Annotated in this window: 19 protein-coding genes; 14 read left to right on the top strand and 5 right to left on the bottom strand. The window is 72.0% G+C overall.

Annotation, left to right across the window (positions count from 1 at the left end; genetic code table 11):
- Nucleotides 1-110 precede the first annotated feature (110 nt).
- On the bottom strand, nt 111-1016 hold the full coding sequence (gene mshD, locus C2L59_RS02700) for a mycothiol synthase (protein WP_103347910.1): 906 nt from the start codon (nt 1014-1016) through the stop codon (nt 111-113).
- Between the two features lie 67 nt (nt 1017-1083).
- Entirely contained in the window at nt 1084-1830 is a 747-nt protein-coding gene (locus C2L59_RS02695; RefSeq protein ID WP_199198880.1) for a response regulator transcription factor, read from the bottom strand.
- Nucleotides 1831-1982: 152 nt separating this feature from the next.
- Between C2L59_RS02695 and C2L59_RS02690 the strand changes: the two genes are divergently transcribed.
- From C2L59_RS02690 to C2L59_RS02650, 9 genes are all read left to right on the top strand, one after another.
- Nucleotides 1983-2882 (top strand): DUF2993 domain-containing protein, encoded by a 900-nt coding sequence (locus C2L59_RS02690; RefSeq protein ID WP_103347908.1) that lies wholly within the window; start codon nt 1983-1985, stop codon nt 2880-2882.
- 11 nt (nt 2883-2893) lie between these two features.
- Nucleotides 2894-3361 (top strand): thioredoxin family protein, encoded by a 468-nt coding sequence (locus C2L59_RS02685; RefSeq protein ID WP_103347907.1) that lies wholly within the window; start codon nt 2894-2896, stop codon nt 3359-3361.
- A gap of 226 nt (nt 3362-3587) precedes the next feature.
- Nucleotides 3588-4019 (top strand): DUF4395 domain-containing protein, encoded by a 432-nt coding sequence (locus tag C2L59_RS02680; RefSeq protein ID WP_103348021.1) that lies wholly within the window; start codon nt 3588-3590, stop codon nt 4017-4019.
- Between the two features lie 27 nt (nt 4020-4046).
- Nucleotides 4047-4883, top strand: coding sequence for a sulfurtransferase (locus C2L59_RS02675; RefSeq protein ID WP_103347906.1), 837 nt, complete (start codon nt 4047-4049; stop codon nt 4881-4883).
- Nucleotides 4883-5194 carry a DUF1416 domain-containing protein gene (locus tag C2L59_RS02670; RefSeq protein ID WP_199198879.1) on the top strand — a complete coding sequence of 104 codons (312 nt, stop codon included), beginning with the start codon at nt 4883-4885 and terminating at the stop codon, nt 5192-5194. Before C2L59_RS02675 ends, C2L59_RS02670 begins: the two co-directional genes overlap by 1 nt.
- A gap of 240 nt (nt 5195-5434) precedes the next feature.
- Entirely contained in the window at nt 5435-6049 is a 615-nt protein-coding gene (locus tag C2L59_RS02665; RefSeq protein ID WP_103347904.1) for an FABP family protein, read from the top strand.
- 5 nt (nt 6050-6054) lie between these two features.
- Entirely contained in the window at nt 6055-6651 is a 597-nt protein-coding gene (locus C2L59_RS02660; RefSeq protein WP_103347903.1) for an allophanate hydrolase subunit 1, read from the top strand.
- On the top strand, nt 6648-7493 hold the full coding sequence (locus C2L59_RS02655; RefSeq protein WP_370444711.1) for a biotin-dependent carboxyltransferase family protein: 846 nt from the start codon (nt 6648-6650) through the stop codon (nt 7491-7493). The genes C2L59_RS02660 and C2L59_RS02655 overlap by 4 nt, the downstream gene beginning before the upstream one ends.
- 98 nt (nt 7494-7591) lie before the next feature.
- Complete coding sequence (locus C2L59_RS02650) at nt 7592-8017, top strand: hypothetical protein (protein ID WP_199198878.1); 426 nt, start codon at nt 7592-7594, stop codon at nt 8015-8017.
- Here the strand turns inward: C2L59_RS02650 and C2L59_RS02645 are convergent.
- Entirely contained in the window at nt 7996-8844 is an 849-nt protein-coding gene (locus tag C2L59_RS02645) for an aminodeoxychorismate lyase (protein WP_103347902.1), read from the bottom strand. The two genes, C2L59_RS02650 and C2L59_RS02645, sit on opposite strands and share 22 nt — an antisense overlap.
- 31 nt (nt 8845-8875) lie before the next feature.
- Here C2L59_RS02645 and C2L59_RS02640 point away from each other — a divergent pair, with 31 nt between their 5' ends.
- The 3 genes from C2L59_RS02640 to C2L59_RS02630 are packed head-to-tail and all read left to right on the top strand — an operon-like array spanning nt 8876 to nt 11548.
- Nucleotides 8876-10006: a folate-binding protein YgfZ gene (locus C2L59_RS02640; RefSeq protein WP_103347901.1), complete on the top strand. Its 1131-nt coding sequence runs from the start codon at nt 8876-8878 to the stop codon at nt 10004-10006.
- Nucleotides 10007-10055: 49 nt separating this feature from the next.
- Nucleotides 10056-10619, top strand: coding sequence for a hypothetical protein (locus C2L59_RS02635; protein WP_020642221.1), 564 nt, complete (start codon nt 10056-10058; stop codon nt 10617-10619).
- Entirely contained in the window at nt 10616-11548 is a 933-nt protein-coding gene (locus C2L59_RS02630) for an asparaginase (RefSeq protein ID WP_103347900.1), read from the top strand. The genes C2L59_RS02635 and C2L59_RS02630 overlap by 4 nt, the downstream gene beginning before the upstream one ends.
- An 8-nt stretch (nt 11549-11556) precedes the next feature.
- Here C2L59_RS02630 and C2L59_RS02625 read toward each other — a convergent pair whose 3' ends face one another.
- Nucleotides 11557-12453, bottom strand: coding sequence for a hypothetical protein (locus C2L59_RS02625; RefSeq protein ID WP_199198877.1), 897 nt, complete (start codon nt 12451-12453; stop codon nt 11557-11559).
- Between the two features lie 207 nt (nt 12454-12660).
- On the opposite strand from C2L59_RS02625, the gene C2L59_RS02620 reads away from it, so the two are divergent.
- A complete protein-coding gene (locus C2L59_RS02620) occupies nt 12661-12855 on the top strand; it encodes a DUF3073 domain-containing protein (protein WP_003056942.1) in 195 nt (64 codons plus the stop codon).
- Nucleotides 12856-12979: 124 nt separating this feature from the next.
- A complete protein-coding gene (locus C2L59_RS02615) occupies nt 12980-13834 on the top strand; it encodes a 3-hydroxybutyryl-CoA dehydrogenase (protein ID WP_255410228.1) in 855 nt (284 codons plus the stop codon).
- Here the strand turns inward: C2L59_RS02615 and C2L59_RS02610 are convergent.
- Nucleotides 13819-14646 (bottom strand): ECF transporter S component, encoded by an 828-nt coding sequence (locus C2L59_RS02610; RefSeq protein WP_103347898.1) that lies wholly within the window; start codon nt 14644-14646, stop codon nt 13819-13821. The two genes, C2L59_RS02615 and C2L59_RS02610, sit on opposite strands and share 16 nt — an antisense overlap.
- Between the last annotated feature and the right edge of the window lie 576 nt (nt 14647-15222).

The following is a 15222-nucleotide window of genomic DNA, read 5'->3' as shown; positions in this document are numbered from 1 at the left end:
ACAAGGCCCGGGATGTGAGGAGTGCTACTAGCCGGGAAGAGCGCCGTGTCTCGGCTGTGACCTGCGCGTTCGCACACCGTGACGAGGTGTTCGCGCCGCGTCCATCGTGGTCACCGACCGTACTGGACGTCGGTTTCGTGACGGGCAAACCCGAGCTTGGTGTAGACCGCCAGCGCGGGTGCGTTGTCGCCCTCGACGTACAGGATGATCTGCCGCAGCCCACGGCTCGCCAGGTACCGCAGCCCGGCGAGCGTGAGCGCCCGCCCGAGCCCGCCGCCCTGCGCGGCCGGGTCCACGCCGACGACGTACACCTCGCCGACGCGCTCGCCGCCGAACCGGCCCGGGGTGGGCTCGTGCACCTTCGTCCAGTGGAAGCCGATGACCTCGCCGTTTTCTTCGGCGAGGAAGAAGCCGTCGGCGTCGAACCACGACCGGGCTTCGTCGGCGCGGACGTCGTCGGCGGTCAGCGCGCCCTGCTCGGGGTGCCAGTCGAACGCCCGTGCGTTGACCCGGACGACGGCGTCCTCGTCCTGGCCCGGCACGAACGTCCGCAGCGAGACGCCCTCGCGCAGGATCGGCTCCGGCCAGTCCGCGCCTTCGACGTCGACGTCGACGTGCAGGATCAGCAGCTCGCGCTTGCGCTCGAGGCCGGTCTTCACGGCGAGCTTCTGCGCGGCCGGGTGGTCGCCGTGCGCCCAGACCCGGAAGCCGACCGCGGCCCGCTCGTCGAGCGCCTGAAGCAGCTTCAGGCCGTAGCCGCGGTTGCGGTGGGCGGGGTGCACGAACAGCTCGGCGACCTGGTGCCCGAAGGAGTCGCCGGTGGTGTCGACGTGCGCGTAGCCGACCACTTCGCCTTCGATGCAGGCGACGAGGTGCTCACCGCCGTCGAACTCGCCGGGCAGCGGGCCCGCGGGCTCGACCTCGGGCCGCCCGTCGGCCTCGCGGACGGCCAGCAGCAGCCGCCGCACGTCCTCGAGCTGCTTCTGGTCCAGTTCCTGCCGCCACTCTCCGGTCACCCTGCGACCGTACCCGCGGGAGAGGCAACGCGACGGTTGTCGCCGCGTCCAGGTGAAGGTGGGGACGTCAGTGGGTGAGTTCGGGAGTTTCGGCCGGCGCCTCGGCCTGAGCCGGCACACCCGGCCGCGCGCCGCCCTTGGCCGGCCGCTCGAACTTGTAGCCGACGTTGCGGACGGTGCCGATCATCTGCTCGTGCTCGGGGCCGAGCTTGGCGCGCAGCCGCCGGACGTGCACGTCGACCGTGCGGGTGCCGCCGAAGAAGTCGTAGCCCCAGACCTCCTGCAGCAGCTGGGCGCGGGTGAACACCCGGCCGGCGTGCTGCGCGAGGTACTTGAGCAGCTCGAACTCCTTGTAGGTGAGCTCGAGGGTGCGCTTGCGCAGGCGGGCGGTGTAGGTCGCCTCGTCGATGACCAGCTCGCCGACCCGCAGCTCGGCGTCGACCTGCGCGGAGCCGCCGTCGCGGGTGGTGACCAGCCGCAGCCGCGCGTCGACCTCGGCCGGGCCCGCGGTGGGCAGCAGGATGTCGTCGGTGCGCCACTCGGCGCTCACGGCGACGAGCCCGCCTTCGCCGACCACGGCGATGATCGGGGTGGCCGCCTCGTCTTCGCCGGTGCCCTTGAGCAGGCGGCAGAGGCTCTTCGCCGAGGCCAGGTCGCTGCGGGCGTCGAGGAGGATCACGTCCCGGTGGCCCGCGTCGAGCAGGGCCGTCACCTCGGGAGCGCGGACGCGTACGGTGTGCGGCAGCAGGTCCAGCGCGGGCAGCACCGATGTGGCGTCGGCCTCCGCAGTCAGTACCAGAAGGTCCAGGCTCATCAGCCGCACCGCCTTCTCGAGTCGTCGCCGCAAAGCGGCGGTGGTCGGTGCTAAGTGAGAATAGCGGCTGAACGGCCGGGCACCTAACCCTTGCTGGATCGATCACACCTGGCGAAACCCGGGTGTCCCCGACGAACAGGAGTACGGACGCGATGGTGAGCAGGCCCGTGACCCGGGACGACCGACCCGCACCGAGGCCGGACGCACGACGCCGCGGCCGCCGCGCCCGGCGCTGGGTGATCGCCCTCGTCGTGCTGGTGCTGCTGCTGGTCGGCGCCGATTTCGGAGCCGCCGCCTACGCCGAGCACCTGATCTCCCAGAAGGCGCGCACCCAGCTCCAGCTGAACGACGACCCGTCGGTCACGATCCACGGCTTCCCGTTCCTCACGCAGGCGCTCGGCGGTGACTACAGCCACATCAGCGTGGCCGCCGCCGGCATCCCGGTCGCCGACAAGCTGCAGGACGTCGCGGTGAACGCCGAGCTCGAGGACGTCAAGGCGCCGCTGTCGGACATCACGAACGGCAACACGAAGGCGATCACCATCGGCAAGCTGACCGGCTCGGTCACCATCAAGGCCGCCGACCTGGCCCGGCTGTCCCCGCTGGACAAGATCAAGGACCTGCGGATCGAGCCGTCGACCACCGAGTACGTCCAGAACGGCGACAGCGGCCAGAGCGAGCCCACGCCGACCCCGACGAAGACCACCGAGGGCCAGGCCGACCAGGACGAGTCGAGCACCGGTGTCCGCATTTCGGGACACCTTCAGTTCGCGGGCAAGGATCTGGAAATCTTCTGTTTCGCGATGATCGAGGCGGACGCGGCCAAGGGCACGATCAACTTCCTCCCCAAGCGCCTGCAGTTCGGGAACAACCAGGAGACGACGGTCGTCCCGCAGGCGGTGCAGAAGGTGCTGATGCCGAACTTCAACGCGTCGATCAGCACGAAGGACCTCCCGCTGTCGGTCACCCCGACCGGCGTGCGGGTGCAGAGCGGATCGGTGACGATCAAGGGCGAAGCGGCGAACGTGTCCTTCGCGGACCTGAGCAAGTAGGGAGCGGTGCGGTGACGGGACTGTGGGTGCTCGTGGCGACGCTGGTGGCTGCCGGGGCGGTCGGCCTGCTGCTGCGCGTGCGCAACGGCCGGGTCCGGGACGCCAAGCCGGCCCGTGAGCTGCCCACCCCCGTCACCGACGTGCTCGACCCGGCGTCCGCGGTGACGCTGGTCCAGATCTCCACCACCTTCTGCGCGCCCTGCCGGCACGCGAAGGCCGTGCTGGCGCCCCTGGCCGAGCGGACGGCCGGCCTGCACCACGTCGAGCTCGACGTCACGAACCAGCCGGAGGTCGCGCAGTCGCTGTCGGTGCTGCGGACGCCGACCACGATCGCGCTGACCCCGGACGGCCGGGAGCTGCTGCGCGTCGGCGGCGTCCCCAAGGGCCCCGAACTGCTGGCCGCTCTGCAGCCGCATCTCACGACCCGGACGTCCCGACCAGGCGTTGTCCCGGTTCTTGGGAATCGTCCCAAGGTATGAACGTGGTTCCCACCCTGAGGGAGCACTGGGTACCCTCGCACCCGTGACCGGGCTGACCACCTTCTTTCTGACGCAGCGGCGTGCCGTCGACCTCTGCCGCGTCCGCAGCAGCCTGTGTCGCGTTCCCACCGTCCGGCGCTGACCGACGCCGGCGACCCAGCCGGCCCTGATGCTGCTGACGCGTGCCGTTCGCACGCACCCCCTGGAGCTCCAGCTGGAGGAACGAATGCCCGCCGGACCGGCCGTCGACCCGCGAGGCCCGCGGTTCGCCGCCATCCTGACCACGATCGTGCTCGCGGTCGTGCTGGTCACCGAGTGGTGGCCGCTGCTGGCGGTCCAGACCGTCGTCTTCGCCATCGGCGCGTTCGTCGGCCTGAAGCCGGCGCCGTACTCGATCCTCTACCGAACGCTGGTGGCCCCGCGGCTCGGCCCGACCTCCGAGCGCGAGGACGCGGCACCGCTGCGGTTCGCCCAAGCCGTCGGGTTCGTGTTCGCCCTGGTCGGCACGGTCGGCTTCGCCGTCGGGATCACCCCGCTCGGCATCGTCGCGACGGCGTTCGCGCTCTTCGCGGCTTTCCTCAACGCGGCCTTCAACTTCTGCCTCGGCTGCGAAATGTACTTGCTCATCAAACGCTTCACGCCCGCCCGCGCGTCCTGAAGAACAACCAGAAAGAGAGTTCTGTCCATGAGCCGTGAAGACGTCCTGGTCACCACCCAGTGGGCCGAGGAGAACCTGGACACCCCCGGCGTCGTGTTCGCCGAGGTCGACGAGGACACCACCGCCTACGACGCCGGCCACATCCGGGGCGCGGTGAAGTTCGACTGGCGGAACGACCTGCAGGACGGGGTGCGCCGCGACTTCGTCTCCAAGGAGGGCTTCGAGAAGCTCCTCTCGGAGAAGGGCATCTCCAACGACGACCTCGTGGTCCTCTACGGCGGCAACAACAACTGGTTCGCCGCGTACGCGTACTGGTACTTCAAGCTGTACGGCCACGAGAACGTCAAGCTGCTCGACGGCGGCCGCAAGAAGTGGGAGCTCGACGGCCGTGAGCTGAACTCCGACGAGGTCAAGCGCGACCGCACCGAGTACCGGGCGCAGGACCAGGACCTCTCGCTGCGCGCGTTCCGCGACGAGGTCGTCCAGTCGATCGGCTCGAAGAACTTCGTCGACGTGCGTTCGCCGGACGAGTTCTCCGGCAAGCTGCTCGCCCCGGCGCACCTGCCGCAGGAGCAGTCCCAGGTTCCCGGCCACATCCCCGGCGCGCTGAACGTGCCGTGGGCGAAGGTCGCCAACGAAGACGGCACCTTCAAGACCGAGGAAGAGATCAAGGAGCTCTACAAGGACGAGGGCATCGACGAGGGCAAGGGCACCATCGCCTACTGCCGCATCGGCGAGCGCTCCTCGATCGCGTGGTTCGCGCTCCACGAGCTGCTGGGCTACGAGGACGTCAAGAACTACGACGGGTCATGGACGGAATACGGCTCGCTCGTCGGCGTGCCGGTCGAGTTGGGAGCCAAGTGATGGCGGTTGACGACAGCTGCGGCGCACCGGTCCAGGAGGCCACGCCGGCGGACTACGACACGCGCGGGCAGGTCGTGCTCGCCGGCAAGGTGACCGGCGCGAACGGGCCGGTCGGCGGCGCGTTCGTCCGGCTCCTGGACGGCGGCGGCGACTTCACCGGCGAGGTCGTCTCGTCGGCCGACGGCGACTTCCGCTTCTACGCGGCGCCGGGCGACTGGACGGTCCGCGCCCTGCACCGCACCGGCAACGGCGAAGCCTCCGTCACCGCGGAGGGCCCCGGCCTGCACCAGCTGGCCATCTCCGTCGCCTGACGCTCGTTCCCCGTGAAGGCCTTCCTGCTCCGGCAGGGAGGCCTTCACGGCGTTCCAGGCGTCCCGAAGCGGTGACTGTGCTCACCGCGGCGACCCTGCGCAGGGCCGTTCCCGGACGGGCGGACTATTCTGCGGGGCGTGGAAGCACTGTTTACGACCTTGCTGGTCCTCGCGGGCGTGGCCATCACCTGGTTCGCCGTGTACGTCGTCTACCGGCTGTACGCGGACCAGCGCTGACCCATGACCGCCAGCGGCGACGAAGCCATCGTGGCAGCGGAGAGGCGCGCGGAGAGCACCCGCGCCCGCAACCTCCCGCTGTGGGACGACCTGCCCATCCCCAACGACACGGCGAACCTGCGTGAGGGGCCGAACCTCAACGACGCCTGCCTGGCGCTGCTGCCGCTCGTCGGCGTGTGGCGCGGTGAGGGCGAGGTCGATTACCCGACCATCGACGGCCCGCGCAAGTTCGCGCAGCAGCTGACGATCTCGCACGACGGCCGCCCGTTCCTGATCCACGAGTCCCGCGCGTGGCTGCTGGACGACGACGGCAACGTCATCCGCCCCGCCGCCCGCGAGTCCGGGTTCTGGCGGCCGCAGGCGGACGACACGATCGAGCTGCTGCTCACGCACAACACCGGCATCGTCGAGCTGTACTACGGCAAGCCGCGCAACCAGACGTCGTGGGAGCTCGGCACCGACGCGGTGGTCCGCACGGCCACGGCCAAGGACGTCACCGCGGCCCAGCGTCTGTACGGCCTGATCGAAGGCTCCCTCGGCTACGTCGAGGAGCGGGCGATGGTCGGCCAGGACATGCAGCCGCACACCTCGGCCCTGCTGCACCGCGTCGCCGGCTGACGCCCGTGCGCTGGCGGCGGTGTGGCGAGGACGCCGCCCTGCTGGACTGCGACTCGCTCGACCAGATGCGGGCCGCCCACGCCACCGTGCTGGCCGCGCGTCCGGCCGGGGTGGTCGACCTCGTGCCCGGCGCGCGCAGCCTGCTGGTCGTCGGCGGGGTCGCGGCCGTGCGCGCCCTGCTCGAAGACGCCGACCTCGCGCACCCGCCCGCGGACGAGCCGCGCGAAGTGATCCTCGACGTCCGCTACGACGGCGAAGACCTCGCCCTGGTCGCCTCCGACGCCGGGCTCTCCACGGACGCCGTGGTCGACCTGCACACCGAAGCCCTCTACACGGTCGCGTTCACCGGCTTCGCGCCCGGTTTCGGTTACCTGACCGGCCTTCCTTCGCCGCTGCGGCAGCCTCGCCTGGAGACGCCGCGGACCCGCGTCTCGGCCGGGTCGGTCGGGCTCGCCGGCGAGTTCACCGGCGTCTACCCGCGCGAGTCGCCGGGCGGCTGGCGGCTGCTCGGGCACACGTCGGCGACGCTGTTCGACCCGCACGCGGACCCGCCCGCGCTGTTCGCGCCCGGGGACCGCGTGCGCTTCCGGAGCGTCCGGTGAGGCGCCTGGAGGTGCTCGATCCGGGCCGGTATGCGCTGGTCCAGGACCTGGGCCGGCCCGGTTACGCCCACCTTGGCGTCGCGCCTTCGGGTGCGCTCGACCCGGCATCGCTGCGGCTGGCGAACCGGCTCGTGGGCAACGCCGAGGACGCCGCCGGGATCGAAGCCCTGCTCGGCGGCCTCGCCGTCCGGTTCACGGCCGCGGTGACGGTGGCGGTCACCGGCCCGGCGGTCGACGTCCGCGTCGACGGCCGGCCCGCGGGTTCCCACGCGCCGCTGGCCGTCCGCGCGGGACGGACGCTGACGCTGGGCACGCCGTCGGCGGGGCTGCGCTGCTACCTGGCCGTCTCCGGCGGGATCGCGGTGGAGCCGGTGCTGGGCAGCCGGTCCCGGGACGTTCTGTCCGGCATCGGCCCGCCGCCGTTGCGCGCCGGAGACGTCCTCCCGCTCGGCAGGCCCGGGACCCCCGCCGGCGCGGACGTCGTCGTGCCCGTCCCGGCGCCGCCCGAGCTCGTGGTGCCCGTGACGCTCGGCCCGCGTGACGACTGGTTCGACGACCCGGCCCGCGGGCTCTCGGCGTGGTGGACGGTGACGGCCGAGTCGAACCGCGTCGGCCTGCGCCTCGACGGGACGCCGCTGCGCCGGGCGGTCGACGGCGAGCTGCCCAGCGAAGGCGTCGTCACCGGCGCGATCCAGGTGCCGCCGAGCGGGCTGCCGGTGGTGTTCCTCGCCGACCACCCGACGACCGGCGGCTACCCCGTCGCCGCCGTCGTGAAGACGGCCGCGTTGAGCGCCCTCGCGCAGGCTCGGCCGGGCACCCGAATCCGGTTCCGGCCTTCCTGAGCAAGCCGTACCGCCACGCGGGTGAGACCCGGATCACCCCGTGCACCCGTCCGGGTAGGGCTCGGAACCATGTCGCGCCGCCGCCCGTCCTGATAAGCGTGGAACAGGTGACGATCAGCGGTGGCGCGGGTTTCCTCGACGTGAACGCGCGGGCGCGGGCGGAGCTGCCGCAGTCGCTGCGGATCGCGCTGGCCACCGGGCAGTTGCGCCGCCCGCTGGCCACCACCCTCGGCCCGGTCCTCGACCTGCTCGTCGACGGCGACTACCGGGTCAGCGGCCCGGAACGCCTGCCCGACGGGCAGGAGCTCACCCCGACCGACGCCTGGCCGCCGTCGGACGAGTCCCGCGTCGGCTACTACCGGACCGCCATCCGCACCGGGCACCGGCCGGTCGCGGTGGTGCTGGCCGACGGCGAACGCGAGCTGATCCTCGACGGCCACCACAAGATCGCCGCCTACCGCGCCGAAGAGGTCGCCCCCGCCGTCGTCCGGATCAGCCAGGGTCAGGCGTATTCGGCTTCGTAGGCCGCGACGAGCTCGGCGTACAGCGCTTCGGAATCGGGCAGGCGCTCGCCGTCGAGCGTGTGCACCCGGGTCAGCTTGCGGACGCTGGAGGCCATGAAGACGCCGTCGCCCTCGACCAGGTCGCGCACGGTCAGCGGCTCCACCTTGACCGCCCAGCCCGCCTTCTCGGCGCCGCGGAACACCGCGGCCTGGGTGGTGCCCGGCAGGATCCCGATGCTCGACGGCGGCGTGTAGAGCGTCCGCCCCTTCGCCAGTACGACGGTCGACGTCGGGCCTTCGAACACCGAACCGTCGGCGGCGGTGAAAATCACATCTTCGGCCCCGCGGCGCCCCGCCTCGCGGACGGCGGCCATGTTCATCGCGTACGACAACGGCTTCGCGCCGAGCAGCAGCCAGGGCGCGCGCTCGGCGAGGTCCGGCGGGAACCCGCGCTCGAGAGTGATCGCGGCGACGCCTTCGGCGCGGGCCCGGTGGACCGACGGCGCCACCTCGGAGCCGAGCGCGAACGCGGTCGGCGTCGCGGCCGGATCGCCGTCGGATCCCCGCGTGTACACCAGTTTCAGCACCATTTCGGGTCCGCCGGTCCACCTTTCGAGGACCACCGAAACGACCTGTTCCCAGGCGGCGAGGTCGGGCTCGGGCAGGTCCAGCATGGCCGCCGAGCGGGCCAGCCGGTCGAGGTGCGGGCGCAGTTCCCGGGGCTTGCCGTCGACGACGAGGATCGTCTCGAAGACGCCGTCGCCGCGCATCAGCCCGAGGTCGTCGACCTTGATCTGGGCCACGTCGGGGTCGGCCGGGGTTCCGTCGAGGAAGACGAGGACGCGCATGGGCACACGGTACTCACCTAGGCTGGGCGGTATGCCGTACCGCTCGCCGCTGCTGGACGTGCCCGGATCGATCCCTCCTCCTGACGACCACCCCGAAGCCGGCGTCCCCTGGCACTGGGGAGACCCCTTCGCGGAGCAGCGCACGGCCTCGCGCAGCGTGGTCGTGATCGACCGGTCGCACCGCGAATTCCTCGCCGTCAGCGGCGAAGAACGGCTGTCGTGGCTGCACCTGGTGATCTCCCAGCACGTGACCGGGCTCGCCGAGGGTTCCGGCACCGAAGCGCTCGTGCTGGACAGCCAGGGCCGCGTCGAGACGCACATGGTCGTCTCGCACCTCGACGGCACGGTCCACCTCGACACCGACCCGGCCCCCCGCGTCACGAGCGCGCTGCCGAAGGGCGGCCCCCAGACGCTGCACGAGTACCTCGAGGCGATGAAGTTCTGGTCCAAGGTGGACATCCGGGACGCGACCGGCGAGCTCGCGCTGCTGACGGTCCTGGGCCCGGACGCCGAGCGCGTGCTGAGCGCGGCCGGCGCCGAGGTCGGCCCGGAGCCGTACGCGGTCGCGGCGTTGCCGGGCGGCGGCTTCGTGCGGCGGATGCCGTGGCCCGGCCGGTCGAGCGTCGACCTGGCGGTGCCGCGGGCGTCGCTGGTGGACTGGTGGAAACGGCTGACCGACGCGGGCGCGCGAGCGGCGGGCAGCTGGGTGTTCGACGCGCTGCGCGTCGAGTCGGTCCGGCCGCGGCTCGGCGTCGACACCGACGAGCGCACGATCCCGCACGAGGCGGGCTGGGTCGGCTCGGCCGCCCACGTCGCGAAGGGCTGCTACCGCGGCCAGGAAACGGTGTCGAAAGTCCACAACGTGGGACGCCCGCCGCGCAACCTGCTCCTGCTGCACCTCGACGGCTCCCCGGAGGTCACCCCGGAGACCGGCGACCCGGTGCTGCTGGACGGCCGCACGGTCGGCCGGATCGGCACGGTGATCCAGCACCACGAGCTCGGCCCGATCGCGTTGGCGCTGGTCAAGCGGTCGACACCGGTGGGCGCGGAGCTGCTGGCGGGGTCGGAGGACAACCTCGTCCAGGCGGCGATCGACCCCGATTCGGTGCCTTCGGAACAGCCCGCGCCCGGCCGTGCGGCGGCCGCGCAACTTCGTGGCTGAACGACCGGCCCTGACAGCGAGATCACGCTCAACCGGGATAAACTGCGCTGTGATCGAAGTGCGGCCCGGCGGCAGGCGGCGGATCGACCGCGTGCTCGGCCCGGGGTACCTCAGCGGCCTGGGTGAACTGCCGCTGAAGGTGCTGCGCGAGCGGCGCGACGAAGCCGCCCAGGAAGAAACCGACCTGTCCTACCTGCGCCGGCTCCTGCACGCCCGGATCGACATCGTGCGCGCGGAGCAGGCCCGCCGCAGCTCGGGCGGCGAAGCGAGCATCGTCGACCAGCTGGCGACGATCCTGGCCGACAACGCACTGGGCCCGGCAGCGGGCTCGGGGCGGCATCAGCAGCTGGAGCCGTCCCGCGCGGGCGAGCACCGCCGGCACGCGGAGGCCCTGATCGGCGACACGGACCTGACCGACGTCGGGTCGCTGTCGGACGAAAAGCTGGCTTCCGCTTTGGACACGTACGCGAGCGAAGAGCTGTCGGTGTCGTCGTTCCGCCGCGAGGTCCAGGGCGTGATGGACACGTTGAACGCGGAGATCGCCCAGCGCTACCAGCAGGGATCGGCCACAGTGGACGAGCTGCTGGAGAACGAGGGCGGCCGCGGCGAGTGACCAACCCCGTCCTCGCCGAAGTCGTCCGATCGGGTTTCGTCGAAAGCGTCCACCGAGGTGCCCTGGTGGTGACGGGCCCGGAAGGCGACGCCCGGCTCGTTCTGGGGGACGTGGTCTCGCCGGTCTTCCCGCGCTCGTCGAACAAGCCGCTGCAGGCGGTCGGCATGCTGCGTGCGGGCCTGGACTTCACGGACGAGGACCTGGCCCTGGCGTGCGCGTCCCACTCGGGCGAGCCCGGCCACGTCAAGCGCGTCCTGGAGCTGCTGGCGGCGGCCGGCCTGGCCGAGCAGGACCTGGCCTGCCCACCGGACTTTCCCCTGCACGTCCCGAGCATGCGCGACGCGGCCGAGCCACGCCGCGTGACGATGAACTGTTCGGGCAAGCACACGGCGATGCTGACGACGTGCATCCGCGCGGGCTGGCCGGTGCCGGGCTACGCGGCGCCAGAGCACCCGCTGCAGCAGTCGCTCGCTCACGTCGTCGCGGAGCTGACGGGCGAGCCCATCGCCCACACGGGTGTCGACGGCTGCGGGGCGCCGTTGTTCGCGTTTTCCCTGACGGGCTTGGCCCGCGCGTTCGGCCGGCTGGCGGCGGCGCGCTCGGGGCCTGAGCTGCAGGTCGCTTCGGCGATGCGCGCGCACCCGTGGCTGGTGGCGGGAACCGGACGCGAGGACACGGTGCTGATGTCCGGTGTGGAGGGTCTCGTCGCCAAGGCGGGCGCGGAGGGTGTCCAGGCGTTCGCCCTGCCGGACGGCTTCGCGGTGGCGATGAAGATGGACGACGGCGCGAAGCGGGCCTGTGCCCCGTTGGCCGTGGAGGCGCTGCGGTACCTGGGTGCGGATGTGTCGGGGCTGGGCGAGCTGGCGGCGCCGGAGGTGTCCGGCGGCGGGCAGCCGGTCGGGGAGATCCGGGTGCCGGAGCTGCGCTGACCGGCGAGCTAGTTGGCGCGTTCGCGGGCGGCCACGTCGCCCCAGAACTCGCGCAGGTCGGAAAACAGCTCGGCCAGCTCCTCGACGTTGCCCGAGCGCAGGGCGTCCAGGATGTCGTGGACCTCGTCGGCCGTGTTGTCGGCCTCCAGGACCGGGTCGGTGAACAGCTGGACCAGGCCGCCGTAGTCGAGCTCGACCACCGAGTCCGCGTGGAAGTTGTCCAGCCAGCGACGCGTCTCGAACAGCACGCGCCCCGGGCCGGAGTCGCCGAAGGTCTGCTCCAGGAGCTCGCCGGCCTCGCGGGCCCGGTGCTGCGCGTCGGCGAGGGTGGCTCGCCAGGACAGCTCGCGCTGCGGGTCGTCGCGGCCGTTGCCGAGAACCAGCCGCCGTTCTTCCGGCTCGACCAGCACGAACCACGGCAACGGAACCGTCCACGTCGTCGACAACGTGTGCGCCGCCGACGTGCTCAGGTCCGCCATCGCCGACTTGGTGCGGCCGCGGATCGTCTCCTGGGTGAAGCCGCCTTCGTCGAGGATCACGTTCTTCAGCGCCGGGTGCGCGTCGCCGAGGAAGGTCACCAGCGCCGCCGCCGAACGGGCTCGCAGCTCGAGCGGGCAGACGTAGGGACCGTGCTCGGCCTTGCCGCCCGGCACGTCGGCGGCGTCGAGCACCAGGACGTCGGTCAGCAGGCTCGGCGCGGGACGGCCGTCGGCGAGCTCGGCCGGCAGCAGCCGCCGCGGGGCGGCCACCTGTGACTTGAGCCACATGGCCTGCTCGCGCGCCCCCGCGTCCGTCCGCCGCAGCTTGGCCGCCGCGACGGCCGCACGCAGCCGTGCGTCCGGCGGATCGCCCAGGGCGAGCAGGGGTTCGTACACCCGCAGGTAAGCCACGAAGGGACGGAGCACGGGTAGATCGTGGCACGTCTACCTGCGCGGATCGCCACCGACCGGCCGGTAACCGGTGTCCGGCGGACGCTGTCACCACCGGCACACCGTGCCACGTCGCATCGAACCCCCCGGACACGGTACGGTGTGAGCAGGAAAGAATTGTCGAGACGATGCGGGGCCGCCGATTCCCCCGGCCGCCCCGCCCCTGTGCGAGGGGGTCGAGCCATGGGGCGCGGCCGGGCTAAGGCCAAGCAGACGAAGGTGGCGCGTGAGCTCAAGTACAGCTCGCACGAGACAGACTTCGATGCTTTGCAGCGCGAGCTGTCGAGTAACTCCTCCAGTGACAACCACCACGAGGACCCTGCCGACAGCCGGTATGAAGACCCGTACGACGACGGGTACGACGAGTACCGTCGTTGAGCACGCGTAAACGCGCGAGGGCGGCGCCGGACCACATCCGGCTACCGCCCTCGCGCGTCGCGTGCTGCCCACATTCGTGTCAAACAGGCGCGCGGGGCTGCGAAGCGGACGAAGGAGTGAGCCGGTGGTAAGTCGGGTTGGAGTCATCGGGGCGGGCCTCATGGGGTCCGGCATCGCCGAGGTCCACGCACGGTCCGGGTTGGACGTCGTGGTCACCGAGGTGAGCCAGCCGGCACTCGACGCGGGCCGGGCGCGCATCGAGAAGTCGCTGCAACGCGGCGTCAAGAGCGGCAAGCTCTCCCCCGAGGAAGCGGACAAGGCCATCGGCCGCGTCCGGTTCACGACGGACATCGGCGAGTTCGCCGACCGCGAGCTGGTCATCGAGGCGATCCTCGAACAGGAGCAGGCGAAGGTCGAGGTCTTCCGCCAGCTCGACAAGATCGTCGAGGCGGAGGACGCGCTCTTCGCGTCCAACACGTCGTCGATCCCGATCATGAAGCTGGGCATGGCGACGAGCCGGCCGCAGCAGGTGGTCGGCATCCACTTCTTCAACCCGGTGCCGGTGCTGCCGCTGGTGGAGCTGGTGCCCTCGCTGCTGACCAGCGAGGAGACCGCCCGCCGCGCGGAAGAGCACGCGACGACGGCCCTGGGCAAGACGGTCATCCGTTCGCAGGACCGCGCCGGCTTCATCGTGAACTCCCTGCTGGTGCCGTACCTCCTGTCGGCGATCCGCATGATCGAGTCGGGCTTCGCCTCGGCCGAGGACATCGACCGCGGCATGGAGCTGGGCACGGCCCACCCGATGGGCCCGCTGCGCCTGTCCGACCTGATCGGCCTGGACACGATCAAGGCGATCGCGGACTCGATGTACGCGGAGTTCAAGGAGCCGCTGTACTCGTCACCGCCGCTGCTGCTCCGCATGGTCGACGCGGGCCTCCTGGGCAAGAAGACGGGCCGCGGCTTCTACTCGTACGGCTGATCGAAGCTGACGGGCGCGCCGAAGGCGGCGCGCCTGGCAGCTCGCCGCAGCACGGCCAGGATGGCCGGCCCCAGCACGACGATGGCGACGGCGTTGGTGACGGCCCGCCCGGTGTCCCACCCGAGGGTCGAGGTCACCACGGTGTAGACGGCGAACCGGTGCAGGTTGTCGAGCACCGGCGCACCGGGCACGAAGCCGAGCTGGGCGGAGTCACCGGCGAGGAACGGCCACGTCCACAGGCTCATGAGCAGCCCGAAGAAGTAGGCCGCGAAGACGCCGTACCCGACAAGCATGGCAATCTCGCTCTTGCCCCGCGGCGCGCGCGGAAGCAGCCCGGCCCCGAGCCCGATCAGCGACGACGCCAGCATCTGGAACGGCAGCCACGGCCCCACCCCGGCGGTGAGCAGCGCGCTGGTGAACAGCGACGTGGAGCCGAGCACGAACCCGAACCCCGGCCCGAAGACGCGCCCGGCGAGCACGAGCAGGAAGAAGACCAGCTCGATACCCCCGGTGCCGGCCCCGAGCGGACGCAGCCCGGCGTTGACGGCGGAGAGCACCCCGAGCAGCGCGAGGGCCTTGGCGTCGATGCCCCCGCGGGAGAGTTCGGCCAGGACGACGAGGATCAGCACCGGCAGGGTCGCCATGAAGACGAACGGCGCATCGGTGGCGTGCGCGGCCGCGCCGGGCCGCGGGTGCGCGAAGAGCGGCCAGCAGAACATGGCCAGGCCGAGGAGGCTCGCGACGGTGAGGACCAGCGCGGGCCGCGGGGTCAGGCGGATGGGCCGGGGCGGCGGGCCGAGGAAGTCAGTCATGGTGAGCCGCCGGTGATGCGGGCGCGAGTTGAGGGTCTGGAAGGTGCCGGCGGCCGGTTGCTCATGAGAGCTGGCGCATCGCCGACGGGCCTTGGTAGGCCGGCGCCCCGCAACGCAGGGGCGGTGGTCGGCGGCGCCGAAGAGTGATCGGCACCGGCGCGGTTGGGCGTTTGCGGGGCACCGACCACGCCCCACGGGCCAGCGGTGGTCGGCGGCGCCGCGAAGGCTTGGCCGACTTCGGCGCCGGCCATGCGCGACGGGACGCCTCCAGCCCGCAGTGCCGCCAGCATCCGGCCGGCACCGGCGCCAGCGACGCCAGTCCGCAGTGCCGCCGAAGGGCGGCCGGCACCGGCGGCTGTGCATGCCCGCCGAGGGCCGATAGACCGACGGCCCACAGCACAGCGCCAGCCGACGGCGCCGCCGCCGAGGCCCGGGCAGCACCCGGTGCGAGCGAGCACCTGCAGAGCGCCGACCACACCCGGCAGACCGGCGGTGCCACACAGCGCAGTGCCGGTCGAGGGCGCCGCGGAGGTCATGTCGGCGAGCACTCGGGTTCTCCGGCCCCCCGCCCGCCCC

It is taken from the genome of Amycolatopsis sp. CA-128772, from assembly GCF_002904295.1.
GTDB lineage: Bacteria > Actinomycetota > Actinomycetes > Mycobacteriales > Pseudonocardiaceae > Amycolatopsis.
The sequence above is the reverse complement of the archived record's forward strand: the minus strand, read 5'-3'. Positions and strand labels throughout refer to the sequence as shown.

Coding starts and splice junctions, on each gene's coding strand:
- C2L59_RS02680 (WP_103348021.1), top strand. CDS start 3,588: ATGCCCGCCGGACCGGCCGTCGACCCGCGAGGCCCGCGGTTCGCCGCC.
- C2L59_RS02620 (WP_003056942.1), top strand. CDS start 12,661: ATGGGGCGCGGCCGGGCTAAGGCCAAGCAGACGAAGGTGGCGCGTGAG.
- C2L59_RS02645 (WP_103347902.1), bottom strand. CDS start 8,844: ATGCGCGTCCTCGTCTTCCTCGACGGAACCCCGGCCGACCCCGACGTG.
- C2L59_RS02690 (WP_103347908.1), top strand. CDS start 1,983: ATGGTGAGCAGGCCCGTGACCCGGGACGACCGACCCGCACCGAGGCCG.
- C2L59_RS02695 (WP_199198880.1), bottom strand. CDS start 1,830: ATGAGCCTGGACCTTCTGGTACTGACTGCGGAGGCCGACGCCACATCG.
- C2L59_RS02640 (WP_103347901.1), top strand. CDS start 8,876: ATGCCGTACCGCTCGCCGCTGCTGGACGTGCCCGGATCGATCCCTCCT.
- C2L59_RS02675 (WP_103347906.1), top strand. CDS start 4,047: ATGAGCCGTGAAGACGTCCTGGTCACCACCCAGTGGGCCGAGGAGAAC.
- C2L59_RS02670 (WP_199198879.1), top strand. CDS start 4,883: ATGGCGGTTGACGACAGCTGCGGCGCACCGGTCCAGGAGGCCACGCCG.
- C2L59_RS02665 (WP_103347904.1), top strand. CDS start 5,435: ATGACCGCCAGCGGCGACGAAGCCATCGTGGCAGCGGAGAGGCGCGCG.
- C2L59_RS02610 (WP_103347898.1), bottom strand. CDS start 14,646: ATGACTGACTTCCTCGGCCCGCCGCCCCGGCCCATCCGCCTGACCCCG.